This is a genomic window from Nocardia sp. NPDC056000, assembly GCF_042269265.1.
Classification (GTDB): Bacteria; Actinomycetota; Actinomycetes; order Mycobacteriales; family Mycobacteriaceae; genus Nocardia.
Map to the genome: position 1 here is coordinate 257,416 of NZ_JBHJXS010000004.1, position 14,094 is coordinate 271,509.

Below are 14,094 nucleotides of genomic sequence, written 5' to 3' on the forward strand. Positions count from 1 at the left end.
CGCTGCGGTCGCCGGATCGATATCGGCGGCGGGTCCTGGCTCATCCGAATCGGAGGAGGCGCGCCGGATCGGTGGCGGTGCAGGTTCGAGGTGCACCCATCACAGTCGAGAAGGGGTAGACCATGACACTCAGTGCAGACAGCGATCAGGTGGTGCGCGAGCAGCGCACGCCCGGGGGAGCCGTCGCCGCGGCGATACTGCTGGTGACCGTCGGGGTGCTCGATATGTTGCAGGGCATCTCCGCGGTCGCCGCCGACCAGCTGTACGTCGCAGGGCTCGAATACATCTACAAGTTCGACACCACCGCGTGGGGGTGGATCCACATCGTGACCGGAATCGTGCTGGTGCTCACCGGAATCGGATTGATGAGCGGGACCGCGTGGGGCCGGGTCGCGGCCATGGCGGTGGCGTCGCTGTCGATCATCGCCAACTTCATGTCCCTGCCGTACTACCCCGCGTGGTCGATTCTGGTCATCGTGCTGGATGTCGTGGTCATCTGGGCGGTCGCGACATGGCATACCCAGGCGGCCTGACGGAAGCGCCGGACACCCGGCGCTCCCGTGCGGATACTGTTGTGCGCCTGATGCTCTGGGCAACTTTGATCTTGCAGGCGCTGCGTTTGACCGGCACTCTCGAAGGCGTGCACGCGCTCATCGCGATCACCGTGGTGATCGAGGTGCTGGATATGGCGGCGCGCCGCTGGGCTCGATCACCGCGTGCACAGCAGCGCAGGGCCGCAAGCGATTTCGGCCCTGCGCTGCCCGGGATGACTTGGCGTGGAGCGCTATTGCGGGCGGTGGCCGTGGTAATCCGCATCGTCGGCACACCCAGGCCCGTGCGAGATCCTCGCCATGCGGTGCGTCCACTCGCCACCAGCCAAAATGTGTTGTACATCAACCATATTCGCTAGCGCGGTTGCTCAAAGGAGTCCGGTGCGCCGCGCCAGGTCGAGCGCACCCGCGCGGGAATTGGCGCCGAGTTTGGCGTAGATCCCGCGCAGGTGCGTTTTCACGGTCGTAATCGACACCCCCAGCATTTCGGCGATCTGCTGCGCGGTCCGGCCCGAGGGCAATTGATGCAGCACCGTCAATTCGGTCGCGGTCAGATTCGCGACGGTGTGTTCGCGACCGATGCCCGGGTGTGCGCGCACGGCCTCGGCGAAGTCACTGTCGTGCCCGAAGGTTCGCGAATGCGTATCCAGCAGCGCCCCGGCCCCGGGAACATCGAGAAACGGCCGGACCAGATGTTCGGGAGCGGCGCGATGCACGGCGGCCGCGATCGCCGTGCGCGCCTTGGGCGGATTCGCCAGCGCCGCCTGCGCGCTCGCCTCCACCACCCACGCGGTGATCATGCTGACCGGATGACGGGGATGGTCGGTAGCGAGCAGCGGTTCCACCTGCGCGCGAGCCGAGGCGGGGTGATCCCGCACCAGGCTCAGCGCCCGCGCCAGCACGATATCGACGGTATCGCCGAGCACCGCGCCCGCCTGTTCGACGATCAGGCGGGCGGAGTGAGCGGCCTCGACCTCGAGCAGCACCCGGACCACATGCGGCACCAGCCGCCCTATCGCGGCGGGCAGCGACGGCGGCCGGTGCAGCAGGACCGACAACCCGCGCCGCAGTTCTTCGGCCGCATCGTATTTGTCCTCGGCCTCGTCGAAGGCGATCAATCCCCACATCAGCTCCGCGTACCGCCCGCCACCGGGCTCCTCGCCGATGACCGGGCGCGGTCCGGTGTAATCGCGGGTCGACGCTGTGGCACCGCAGAGATATTCGGCGAATGCCGACAGTGCCGCGGCCTGGCGGGCGTCGCGTGAGTCGAGGAGATCGTGTGCGACGGCCACCTCGGTAGCGGCGTCGGCATGTCGGCGCATGCGCCCGTTCGCGCCGCCGAGTCCTGCCGCGATGGCGCGCCGGGTGCCCGCGCGCACGGTCAGTCGTGCGTTGCCGCAGGAGTCCGCCAGTGCGAGCGCGCGCCGGAAATGCTGATCGCCGGAGGTGATATCGCCGCGCGCCATCATGATGGTGCCGAGCTCGATGGCGGCGTAGCTGTCGATATCGGACTGCCCGGTGGTCGGAAGCCGTTGCGGGATACGGAATTCGGTCAGTCTGGCACCGGTCGCCACGGCGATCGAGGCGGTGGTGGCCAGGGCCAGCGGCGTGAGCCACGGGTCGGGAACGAGGGTGGCGGGCCCGCCGGGGCGGCGGCGCAGCAGCAGGTCCAGCTGAACCGTCGCGGTGGCGATATTGTGCCCCTCGAGCGCCGCCACCGCGCGCATCGCCCGCAGATAAGGGTCGCCCGCCAGCTCCGGCCTGCTGTGCTCGATCTGCTGGAAAAGGCCGGGGCCGTTGCCGTCGAGCACCACGCCGAGCGCTCGGTCACGCAGGAATCGACGCAGCGGCGCAGGTTCGCCGGTGTGCAACAGATGGGGCAGTGCCGACATCGGCAACCCGTGCGTCAGGTACCACTCCGCGGTGCGCGCATGTAGTTCGGCGAACGAATGCGAACCGTCGCGCCGGAATTCGGCCAGCAGATGCGCGCGCAGCAGCGGGTGATAGCTGCACCACAGCTCACCGGCGCGGGCCGCGCGATGCATCGGGAATCCGCCCCGCACGAGTTCGTCGAGAATCGGCTGTGCCGTTGTGCCGGTGAGGTATTCGGCCTGCGCGGCGGTGTAGCGATCGGGCACGCTCATCACGGTCACGAACCGGCGTACGTGGTCGGGCAGTGGTTCGAGCACGTCCTGGGTGAACAGGTCCGCGATCGCCGGCGGGACCAGGGCCAGTTCGGCGAGCGCGGTCGGGCGGTCGTGGTGTGCGGCCAGATGCCGCACGGCGATGCGGACCAGTGCGGCCCAGCCGCGCGTCAGGCGCATGAGGGTGGCGAGTTCGGCGTCATCGGGCCGGTAGCCGTGATGTTCGCACAGCTGTCGTACGTGCGCGGAGTTGAGCGCGAGATCTGTTGCGTGCAGGCGGGTTACGCCTCCGCGCAGTTCCATGGTGTGCCAGCGCAACGGCGGTTCCCCGCGCGCGGCCACGATCGTGGTCCGCGTGGACGGTGCGTTGTTGAGCACATCCTCGAGGACCGTGATCGCTTTCGGATCGGTCACCTCGTGCGCGTCGTCGATGACGAGCACGGTGCGCCGATCGGCTTCCTCGACCGAGTTGCACTCGTGCGGATCGGGACCGAGGGCTTGGCGCAGTGCGTCTCGCAGCGTGCTCGGCGCACGGTTCGCGTCGGCGATCGTGAGCCAGGCGATATGCGCGCCGGGGTGGGATCGGCGGAATCGATTGTCCAGCCAGTCGGCGATCAGCAGGGTCTTCCCGGCCCCGGCCGGGGCGCAGATCCGCAGCACATGCGCGGCGGGGGATCGCACCGCCGCGTCGAATGCGCCGTAGAGCTCGGGGCGTGCGATGGGGGTGAATGTATCGGTCATCGTCCCTGCCTCGATTCGATAGGAAAACTCGGCGTGGAAGCGGAATTCAGTACGAGGACATGAAGGTGAAGGGCCCGTACTCGTGGACGTGACCGTCGATCCAATGCCACGGGGAAGCCTCATTGAGCTCGACACCCTGCTGAATGCGCAGGCGCCAGCCGCCCGCGGTCCGCTCCCAGACATCCCCGTCCCGGTCTCGATATAGGCCGGGCAGAATGGGTTCCGAGAGATCGGAGCCGGGCAGGTCCGGGCTGGAATCGTCGGCGGGGGTGAGCAGGTAGCCGCTCAGTTCCATCGCCCGTTCGGCAACGCCGAGTAATCCGGTCAGCACTGCTTGCCGATGCGAATCTGAAAGCTGTCGCAGCGAGTCTTTCACGCGAACATCCCGCTCGAATTCGCTGCTCACCGATATATTCATGCTGTTCAACTCCTGATGTGTGGCAATACGATTGGCCGATTGTCCATCGGGGCACTTTGCGATCGCTTCCTCGTGACTTCCTCGTGACTTCCGATTCGTTTCGATGCGATCTCGTAATTCTGTCGTGTCGCGATGGTGCCGGATTCCGCGAATACAGTTGCGGTAGAGCCGGTGTGATTCTGCCGGTCGTGGCGTGTCGGGAAGCCGCACGGACTCGCTGAGATACGAGCGTGATACGCCAATTAGGTTGGCGGTCAATGGCTTTGATGACACATCAATATGCGGTGATGATTTGTCAAGGCTGTTTTCCGGAGGTAATTTACCGTCGACTGTCTGAGAAAGCGTGACCGAAAGCGTCGAGATCGAAGGGAACGCAGGTGATTACAGAACCGAAGGTGCGGGTGTTCGGTCCGCTGCAAGTCGTACTCGGCGACCAGACCGCGCGGATAGGGGCGGGACGGCAGCAGGCGATCCTGGGCCGTTTGGTATTGGCCGGGGGACGAACGCTGGGTGTCGATCGATTGGTCGAAGATGTGTGGGAGGGTCGCCCGCCACCGCATGCGCCGTCGGCGCTGCAGGTGCAGATCCATAACCTGCGGCGGGTGCTCGAACCGAACCGAAGACCCCGGACGCCGGCTCGGATTCTGGTGTCCGAAGGCAGCGGATACGCACTGCGACTGGACTCGGGAAATGTCGACGCCTGGCAGTTCGAGACACTGATGCGGCAATACGAAGAGCGCGTTCATGATTCGGCCGATCGGCCCGGTCCCGTCGAACGATATCGAATTCTCGGTGAGGCGCTGGCGTGCTGGCACGGTGCCGCTTTCGAATCCTTCGCCGACGCCTCGTGGGCGGCGTCGGAGGTATCGCGACTTACCGATCTGCACGCCAGTGCGATGGAGATGCGCGCGCAGGCCGCACTCGAACTCGACCGGTTCGGGGAAGTGGTCACCACGCTGCGCCGGCAGATCGAGGAATTCCCGGGGCGAGAGGAAACCGCGCGCCTGCTCGCGCTGGCGCAATACCAGCTCGGGCAGCAGATCGAGGCGCTGGAGACGGTGCGCCGCACCCGGGAGTTTCTGCGGACCGAGTACGGCATCGATGCCGGTGCGAAACTGAACGAACTCGAATTCGCGATTCTGGGTCACACCATTCCTACCGATCAGCGATCTGAATCCGTGCCCGCGCCCCAGTCCCGTCAACAGTTTCCGGCCCTCGAACGTGCGAATCTCGAACCAGTCGAACCTCGCATGCCGCCGCCACAGGAGACCAGTTGCTATCCGCAGCATTTCGCCGCCATCCTCGATTCCGCGCAGCGGGCCCGGACCGCGGGAGTGCGGCTGATCTGGCTGACCGGTGACATCGGGACCGGAAAGACGACCCTCGCGGCCGCGGCATCGACCGCTCTCGCTGCCGAGGGCTGGGCGACAGCGGGCGGCCGATGCCCCGATGTCGATGGAGCGCCGCCCGCGTGGCCGTGGTCCGAATTGCTCAGCGGTCTGGGCGGCGAGCCGGTCGATCGGCTCGAATCGGTCGACCCCTTCACCATCGCGCGGGCGGTGAGCCTGCGCTGCCGAGAGCTCGTGCGCGGCGGTCCGGTCGCCCTGGTACTCGAAGATGTGCATCGGGCTGATCCGGCGACGCTGCAGGTGCTGCGCCAGCTGGTGACCTGGTTACAGGATGAGCGGGTGCTGATCATCGTCACCGCACGCGATTGCGAACTCTCCTCGGCGGTCCGAGCCACCGAGGCGGTGCTGGCGGACCGGGTCAGTGAACGCCTGCAGCTGACCGGGTCGGATCTGTCCGGCACGCGGCAGATCGCCAGGGACGCCGGTCTGGTGTCGGTGGATTGCGATACCGTGCGGTCGCTGCACGAGAGGACCGGCGGCAATCCGCTGTTCATTCGCGAGATGTCCAAATTGATTGCGGTGCAGGGGGATCGGCGGTCGATGCCGACCAGTATTCGTGCGGTACTGGTCGAGCGGATCGAGCAGCTGGAGCCGGATGTGCGGACGGTGCTGCAATATATCGCGGTGTGGGGCCGGGCGATCGATGCCGAGGCCCTGGCTGCGTTGTGCGGTACGTCGGAGGAGCTGATCGTCGATCATGTCGAGGCCGCAGCGGCGGTGGGACTGGTGCGGTTCAACGCCGACGGGCGGATCGAGCTGTGCCAGGTGCTCGCCCTCGAGGCGTTGTACGACAGTCTATCTCCGCTGCGACGACATCGAATGCATTGTGCAGCACTGGAATTGCTGCGAAAGCAAAAGCCGGGACAGCCCTTGGAGGGTGATGATCCGCGATTGCGCGCACGGCACGCCTTCCGTGGAGCCACCCGCGCGACCGCCGCGGACGCGCTCGACAGCGTCACGGTGGCGGCCCGTCTGTGCGATCAGCAAGGCGCATGGCATGAGTCCGCTGAATTATGGCGCGCGGCAATCGAATTGCACGAGCTCGCCGGTGGATCACAGCGCCGCGATGACACCGAGCTGCTCGAGGCGCTGTGCGCGCTGACCGATGCGCTCGCGCGGGACGGCCAGATCTCCGCGGCCCGCGCCGCCCGGGAGCGGGCACTAGATTTCGCCGAGACGCTGAGCGATCCGGCGAGGGTGATCGAGGCGCTCACCTGCTGGCGATCACCGGTGATCTGGTCGATCAGGGATTGGCGGCACCCCGACGCCCGAATCCGGATCGCCCTGGAATCGGCCCTGGCCCGGTCAACCGACGCATCCGAGCGCTGCCGACTGCTGATCGCGCTGGTGCACGAGTCCGAGGTCGAGGGTGATGTGCGCCGAATGCATGAACGCGCTTGCACGGCAGTCGATCTGGCACGTGGGACTGGGGATGGGGAGCTGCTCTGCGCGGCGTTGTCCGCGCTGGCGTTCACCGTGACCGGACCCGCCATGCTCGACGACTGGCATGCGGTCGCCGACGAGCTGTTGCGGGCCGCGCACACCGCGCACTCGTTCGAATATCAAGCGCTGGCACACTATCTACGCTTCCGTGCCGCCTGCCGCGACGCCGATGTGGCCGCCGCCCGCCTGCACGCGGCCTGCGCCTTTGAATGCGCCTCGACCGCACAATTGCGCCCCCTGCTGGACGCCCTCGCGGCGTTCTCACCCGTCACCGCCGTGCTCCGCGACGATTTGGGCGCGGCCGAGGCGGGTTATCGGCAATTCGGTGTCCGCATCGCCCGATCCGGCGTAGCCAACGAGAGTGAGCTACTGCTGCTCGGCGAACTGGTGGTGGCATGGGCGCGCGGCGATATCTCCCCGCTGGCAGAGCAACTCGACGCGCTGTACCGCGTGGAGCCCGACCTGGTGGCACAGGTGTACACACTCGCCCTACTGCACGCGGGGGACTGGGAGCGCGCACGAACACTATTCGACCGGCACCCGCACATCCGCACCGACTTCTATCCGCAACTCATGACAGCATTCCGAGCCCACGCCGCAGTCGAACTCGGCGCGCTCGAGTCCGCTCCTGAACTCTACGCCGCCCTCACATCACATTCGGGGACCCTGATCGGATTCGACAGCGGCGCGGCGATATTCGGCCCCATGGACGCATTACTTGCCGACCTTGCCGACCTGATGGGCGATCTGAAGAGCGCCGCCAAACTGCGCGACCGCGCGAAAACCCAACTCGCCCGCGCCCACCGCGAACTCGATACCGGGGAATCACCAGCACGATCGACCTGGCGCTCGACCCGCGAGACCTGCATCGACCCACCATGCGAACGCCCCGCCTGACCCCGACCACGTAACCCGCCCCGCGCACGCATATCTCGCCGACCATCGATTGCTTACCGTGTAACCCGGTCCGAGCGCGCATATCTCGCCGACCATCTGTTCCTGCCGCACGAAGGGTCCTCGAAATCTGCGCATCGACGCTGCGTTGCGCGCGGAATCACCTGGTGTTCAGCATGTTTCACGATCCACTGGGCCGTATGGCACGAAACCACGGACGATCTCACCGCCGAGCGGGCGCTCGAAGTCGACGGTGACACCGCCGTCACCGGTGCAAGGCATGCGCATCTGTCCCCGGTGAGGTCGGCAGGATATGCGTAGCGGATCCCGGCCCCCGGGGCGGGTTTTCAGACGATCGGCCCGGCCAGTATCTGGGTTGTGAAGCGCTCCAGCGCCTCCATGTACGGCGTGCGGTCCGCCGGTTCGAGGTCGCCCCGGATGGCCCGGAGCAGACCCGCGACCGAGACGCCGACCAGGGCGTGCGCGGTGAATTCGGGGTCCAGGTCCGGGCGAATGGCTCCGGTGGCGATTGCCTCGGCCAGCATGGCGGCCGCGGCTGCCTCGAGCGTGCGGCTCAATCCCATCAGGCGGGTGCTGATTTCGTTGTCGACCATGGATTCTCGGGTCACGATCCGGACCAAGCCGGGGTTTTCGTCGAGCAGGGCGAGCAATGCTTCGCCGGTGCGGCGCACGCGGGCCGCCAGTTCGGCGCTCGAGCGAGGCGGTTCGCCCAGTGACTCGGTGGTGACCGTGCCGACGATCCGCTCCAGGACGGAATCGAAGACGGCGTCGAGCATTTCGCGCTTGCTGTCGAAGTAGAGGTAGAACGAGCCCCGCCCGACCCCGGCGCGTTCGGTGATATCGGTGACCGCCGTGTCGTGGTAGCCGGTGGTGGCGAAGCATTCGATGGCCGCGTCCACGAGAGCCTGCCGACGGCGTGCGGTGTGCTGCGGATTCGGCGGCCGACCCGGCCCGCGCCGGCGCGCGGTCTCGGTCGAGTCGGGGGTCATCTTGCCGATCCTATCCGCGCGATCGTCCGAAACGGTCGGGGGAATGTCTGAGACAGTCATTGACCAGACGCGCTGCCGCGGTTACCGTTTCTATTAATTGAACAGCCAGCTGGAAAATAATCGCCAGTTCACAAGGCTGTTCTGCGTGACGAGGAGACGAGGATGTCCCCACATCGCACTGATTCCCCCGACGAGCTCCCGGTTGCGTTGCGGCCGCGCGATGTTCGATTCGAGTGGTCCCGGGTGCCACTGCACTGGATTCCGGGCTTCCCGGTCGCCTCGCACCTGATCAACGCGTTCAATATCGGATTGCCCTATGGCGAGGGCATGTTCGTCGACACCTTCACCGAGGCGCTGCCCTACGTCAGGGACGAGCGCGTTCGCGAGATGATGATCGGTTTCATGGGTCAGGAGGCGGTGCACGCCGCTACCCACGATCGTGTGGTGCACGAGTTCCTGGAGGCGCACGGGCTCGATACCCGGCCGTTCGCTCGCTATGCCGAATACCTGCACACCACCTACGGCAAGCCGCTCAACAGCGCGGACCCACTGAAGAACTATCGCAATATGGTGTGGCGACTCGCGCAGGTGGCGGGCGCGGAGCACTTCACCGCGTTTCTGGGCAATTGGATTCTCAACGCGAATCTCGGAGCGCTACAAGCGGATCCGACGATGACAGATCTGTTTCGCTGGCACGGCGCGGAAGAGGTGGAACACCGCCACGTCGCATACGAGGTGGCACGCTACTTCGGAGTGGGCTTCATCCAGCGCAATCTGGCGTTCGTCATGGCCAACGCCGGAATCGTCGCGGGCGTGCTCGCCGGGGGGGAAATTCCTGGTGCGGCAAGATGATTCGATTCCCGACCTGGGATACGCGGGGATGCTCAAGGGTTGGCGCGCGGCGGCGAAAAGCGGTGCGCTGCCGGGGTTCCGATTGCTGGGAACCGCGTTCCTGCGATACCTCACTCCGGGATACACGCCCGAACACGAAGGCGATACCGCCCAGGCCGTGGCCTATCTCGCCGCCTCCCCGGCTGCGAAGGCGGCACAGTCGTGTTGAGTCGATGGCGCACGGCCATAGCCGAATTGCCGCCGCATATCGATGACGAGCGGCGGCGTCCGGGGCTCTACATGAGGACCTTCGCGGTGGCCGGTCCCTGGATGCAGGATGTGGTCGGCGCGGTGGTCCGGGCCCGGCCCGAGAACGTGCCCATAGCGCTGGACGGGCTGGTACTGACCGTGCGCGAGCATCGCCGCATCGCCGATGATGTGGTCACACTGACCCTCACGCGCGAGGGTGAACCACTGCCCGCGTGGGCTCCCGGCGCACATCTGGATCTGCTGCTGCCTTCGGGGCGGGTCCGGCAGTACTCACTGTGCGGCGATCCGGCCGATCGGCACACCTACCGAATCGCGGTGCGCCGCATCGTCGATGGCGGCGGCGGATCGCGGGAGATTCACGACGAGCTGTCGGCCGGGATGCGACTGTGGGTGCGTGGTCCGCGCAATGCCTTCCCGCTGGCGCTGCCGGGGCGGGGATCCGGCTCGCCCAGCATGCATTTCATCGTCGGCGGAATCGGCATCACGCCGGTCTTGCCGATGGTGCGTGCGGCCGACCGTGCCGGTGTGGAATGGACGATGGTCTACAGCGGGCGCACCCGGGAATCAATGCCGTTCCGGGATGAGCTGGCGCGCTACGGATCTCGCGTGGTGGTTCGAAGTGACGACCTCGACGGGCCACCCGCTGCGGCGGACCTGTTGCCCGCGGACGAGCGCGCCGCCGTGTACTGCTGTGGACCCACCCCGATGCTGAACCCGGTGCGGGCGATCCTGCTCGATCGGCCGGGCGTCGAGTTCCACGTCGAAAGGTTCGGTCCCACACCGGTGCTCGGTGGCGAAGCGTTCGAGGTGCAGCTCGCGCGCAGCGGGCCGATCCTCGAGATCCCGGCCGACCGCACCGCACTCGAGGTGATTCGCGCGGTGCGGTCGGGCACGGCCTATTCCTGCGGGCAGGGGTTCTGCGGCACCTGCCGAGTGCGGGTGCTCGCCGGAGTTCCCCGGCATCGCGACACCCTGCTCACCGCCGAGCAGCGTGCGGCCGGGCAGATGCTGCTCTGCGTCTCACGGGCGGCGGCCGGAACCCGGCTGGTTCTTGATATTTGATCGAAAGGATCGTGCGATGACCTCTCCTACGACCACCGCGACCCCGGTGCGGCGTGACCGGCGCGGCCGCCAGCCCAAACCGCCGTTTCCCCGCGGCATCATGGGGACGTTCGCGCGTATCGCCATGAGCGGTACCCGCCCGGCCGGCGCGGTCGACGCGGACCTGGCCACCTCGGAATTGAATCGATACGGGCATATCCTGACCGGCCCGGGCATCTTCCTCCCCAAACCGTTGCGGTTTCTCACCCGGCGGATCGCGGAGAACTCCGATGGTGAGGAGTTGATGATCACCAGCCCGCGGGGCGTGCGCGAGTTCTACTCGCACGGCCGGGACGATATCGACCACGAAATCGTCAAGGACATGTACCTGCGGTTCGGGCTGGGCACGTATTCGCCGTTCCTGCTCGATGGTCCGGCGCATGTCGCGGCGCGGCGTGCGCTCACACCCGAACTCACGCAGGCGGCGGTCGAACAGTACCGGGAGATGAGTATCGAGGTGCTGGATCGCATTCTGGACGAACTGCCAGTTGGTGAGCCGGTGGCCATGCACGATGTGTTCTACGGTTTCACGCAGGAAGTCATTCTGCGGGTGGTACTCGGACTGACCGATCAGGCTGAAATCGATGATGCCGTAGCGGTTTTGCACAGATTCGTCCGCATCGGGACCAACTCGATGTTGCGGTTCTGGCCTGTCACCGTGGCGCTGATGCTCGCTCAGCCCCGGGCCAAGCGCTTCGGGGACAAGCCCATGGACCGGGTGCCGCTGGTGCGCCGCAAGGTCGACAGGCTGCTGGCCCGCAAGATCGCCGAATTCCGGGCCGATCCGAGCGATGCCTGTATCGGATCGCGAATTGTGAAGGCCCGCTTGACCGATGACACCTGGACCGACAAGAAGTTCGCCGATCTGTTCCGCACCCTACTGTTCGCCGGTCACGAAACCTCGGTATCGGCGTACAGCTGGGCGCTGGATCTGTTGCTGCACAACACACCCGAGCGGGAACTGCTGATCGCCGAGGCACGCGCGGCCGAGACCGACACCTACGCCCAGGCGTGCAATAACGAGACACTGCGCATGCATTCGCCGTTCTGGGCCTTCGGCGGCATGGCCCGCCGCGATCTGACCGTCGACGGCTACCGGGTGCGTGAAGGCGCGGCCGTATTCACCATCTCGTCTGCCGTGCACTACGACCCGCAGGCCTATCCCAGCCCGTATGAATTCCGGCCCGAACGCTTCCTGGACAAGACCCCGGACCGCTTCGGATTCGTGCCCTTCGGTGTCGGCAAGCACCGGTGCCCCGGCATGAACTTCTACATGATCGAGGCGAATATCGTGCTGCACCGCATATTCGGCCGCCTCGACCTGCGCCCGGCCGGGCCGCCCGAACGCGGGCACGTGGCACTGGGCGCGCTCACGCGTCCCTCGCGCGGGATGAAGGTGCTGATCGATCACCGTCGCCCCGCCGGGGAGGTGCCGTGCTATCGCGCCACCACTCAGCGCGAACGTGAGCAGGTCGCCGCGATGCGCGCGCCGATTCCCGAGGACTTCCCGGTCGACTCGTCACCGGTCGTACCCGAAAACGTCCATCCCGCAGGCGCTCCCATGCCTGCGGTCTGCCCCGTCACCGGAGCGCGCGCCTGACCGATCGAGCGAATTGCTCGCTTTTGCAAAGGAAGTCATCACATGACCGCTCAATCCGAAAGCTATCGCACAGAGCCTCGATTGGACTCGCGGGGACGACAGTTGCTGCCGCCGTCGCCGCCCAGTGCCTGGGCCACCTTCATCCGTTTGGGTCTGAGCGGGATCCGAGCCGTCGGGTTCACCGATTCGGATCGTGAGAGTGCGCGACTGCGGCAATCCGGACACATGGTGACCGGCCCCGGCCTCTACCTCAAGCCGCGTTTCCGGTTCCTGACCAAACGTGTATCCGAAGGTCTCAACGGCACCGAGATCGCGCTCAACAGCGCGCAGATCGTGCGCGAGTTCTATTCCTATCCCAAGGAAATGATCGATCACGAGATCGTCAAGGACCCGTATATCCGTTTCGTGCTCGGCACCTACTCGCCGTTCCTGCTGGACGGACAGTTGCATGTGGCGACCCGGCGCGCCATCACCCCGGAGCTGACGCAATCGGCGGTCGAGCAGTACCGCGATATGAGTATCGAGGTGCTGGATCGGATCATCGACGACATGCCGCTGGGCGAGCCGGTCTCCTCGCAGGCCATGTTCTACCGCTTCACCCAGGAGATCATCCTGCGCGTGCTGTTCGGGCTCACCGACCAAGCCGAAATCGATACCGAGGTAGGGCATCTGAACAAGCTGGTGCGCCGCCTGAGCGATTCCTACCTGCGCTTCTATCCGATGTCGGCGGTACTGCTGCTGACCCAGCCGCACAGCAAACGATTCGGGCGCAGATCTCAGGATTGGATGCCGTACTTCCGCCGCAGGACCGATGCCCTGATCACTCGTAAGATCGCCGAGTTCCGCGCGCATCCGAACGAGGACTCGATGGCGGCGCGGATCATCAAGGCGCGGCTGGACCAGCCCGAATGGACCGACAAACGGTTCGGTGACCTGTTCCGCACCATGCTGTTCGCCGGTCACGAGACCTCGGTATCGGCGTACAGCTGGGCGGTGGATCTGCTGGCGCACAACACAACCGAGCGCGAGAAGCTGATCGCGGAGGCGCGGGCGGGCGAGACCGATGTCTACGCGCAGGCGTGCAATAACGAGACATTGCGATTGCGCCCGCCGTTCTGGGGGTTCGGCGGCATTCCGCGAGAAGACATCAGCCTCAACGGGTATCACGTGCGTGCGGGCACCTATTCGATGATTGTGAGCTCCGCGGTGCACTACGACCCGAACACCTATCCGAGCCCGTACGAGTTCCGGCCCGAGCGCTTCCTGGACATGACTCCGGATCGAAATGGCTTCGTACCCTTCGGGGTTGGCCGTCACCGCTGTCCAGGGCTCAACTTCTACATGATCGAGGCGAATATCGTGCTGCACCGCATATTCGGCCGCCTCGACCTGCGTCCGGCGGGTCCGCCGGATCGCGCCTACGTCGCCCTGGGCGCGCTCACTCGCCCGGCCGGGGGAGTGAAGGTGATCATCGATCATCGTCGCCCGGCAGCCGAGGTGCCGTGCTATCGCGCGAAGACCAGCGAGGATCGTGCGCGAATCGCCGCGATGCGTGCACCGCTGCCGGAGGACTTCCCCGCCGACCACGTCCCGACAGGACGCGAAAAGCATTCTCCGGCAGATGCTTCCGTGGATCCTGGCGTGTGCCCGTACAACGGCGCGAAGGGGTAGCTGTATCGCAC

General features: G+C 66.1%; 9 protein-coding genes and 1 pseudogene. 7 read left to right on the forward strand and 3 right to left on the reverse strand.

Annotation, left to right across the window (positions count from 1 at the left end; genetic code table 11):
- Positions 1-122 precede the first annotated feature (122 nt).
- Complete coding sequence (locus ACFC4D_RS13385; RefSeq protein WP_375960117.1) at positions 123-533, forward strand: hypothetical protein; 411 nt, start codon at positions 123-125, stop codon at positions 531-533.
- Between the two features lie 50 nt (positions 534-583).
- Positions 584-910: a hypothetical protein gene (locus ACFC4D_RS13390; protein WP_376063018.1), complete on the forward strand. Its 327-nt coding sequence runs from the start codon at positions 584-586 to the stop codon at positions 908-910.
- Positions 911-919: 9 nt separating this feature from the next.
- Here the strand turns inward: ACFC4D_RS13390 and ACFC4D_RS13395 are convergent, their stop codons facing one another.
- Positions 920-3,436, reverse strand: a complete 2,517-nt coding sequence (locus ACFC4D_RS13395) for a LuxR C-terminal-related transcriptional regulator (RefSeq protein ID WP_376063019.1) — start codon at positions 3,434-3,436, stop codon at positions 920-922.
- 46 nt (positions 3,437-3,482) lie between these two features.
- Positions 3,483-3,854, reverse strand: coding sequence for a hypothetical protein (locus ACFC4D_RS13400; protein WP_376063020.1), 372 nt, complete (start codon positions 3,852-3,854; stop codon positions 3,483-3,485).
- Between the two features lie 377 nt (positions 3,855-4,231).
- Here ACFC4D_RS13400 and ACFC4D_RS13405 point away from each other — a divergent pair, with 377 nt between their 5' ends.
- The gene (locus ACFC4D_RS13405; protein WP_376063021.1) at positions 4,232-7,603 is read left to right on the forward strand and encodes a BTAD domain-containing putative transcriptional regulator; all 3,372 of its coding nucleotides are present in this window, start codon (positions 4,232-4,234) and stop codon (positions 7,601-7,603) included.
- Between the two features lie 344 nt (positions 7,604-7,947).
- Here the strand turns inward: ACFC4D_RS13405 and ACFC4D_RS13410 are convergent, their stop codons facing one another.
- Entirely contained in the window at positions 7,948-8,610 is a 663-nt protein-coding gene (locus tag ACFC4D_RS13410) for a TetR/AcrR family transcriptional regulator (protein ID WP_376063022.1), read from the reverse strand.
- A 162-nt stretch (positions 8,611-8,772) separates the two neighbouring features.
- Between ACFC4D_RS13410 and ACFC4D_RS13415 the strand changes: the two are divergent.
- The 4 genes and pseudogenes from ACFC4D_RS13415 (at position 8,773) to ACFC4D_RS13430 (ending at position 14,083) form a co-directional block, all read left to right on the forward strand.
- Positions 8,773-9,670: pseudogene (locus tag ACFC4D_RS13415) on the forward strand (metal-dependent hydrolase).
- A gap of 71 nt (positions 9,671-9,741) precedes the next feature.
- Positions 9,742-10,773 carry a PDR/VanB family oxidoreductase gene (locus ACFC4D_RS13420; protein ID WP_376063660.1) on the forward strand — a complete coding sequence of 344 codons (1,032 nt, stop codon included), beginning with the start codon at positions 9,742-9,744 and terminating at the stop codon, positions 10,771-10,773.
- A 16-nt stretch (positions 10,774-10,789) separates the two neighbouring features.
- Positions 10,790-12,412 carry a cytochrome P450 gene (locus ACFC4D_RS13425; RefSeq protein ID WP_376063023.1) on the forward strand — a complete coding sequence of 541 codons (1,623 nt, stop codon included), beginning with the start codon at positions 10,790-10,792 and terminating at the stop codon, positions 12,410-12,412.
- 42 nt (positions 12,413-12,454) lie between these two features.
- Entirely contained in the window at positions 12,455-14,083 is a 1,629-nt protein-coding gene (locus ACFC4D_RS13430) for a cytochrome P450 (RefSeq protein ID WP_376063025.1), read from the forward strand.
- Positions 14,084-14,094: the final 11 nt, after the last annotated feature.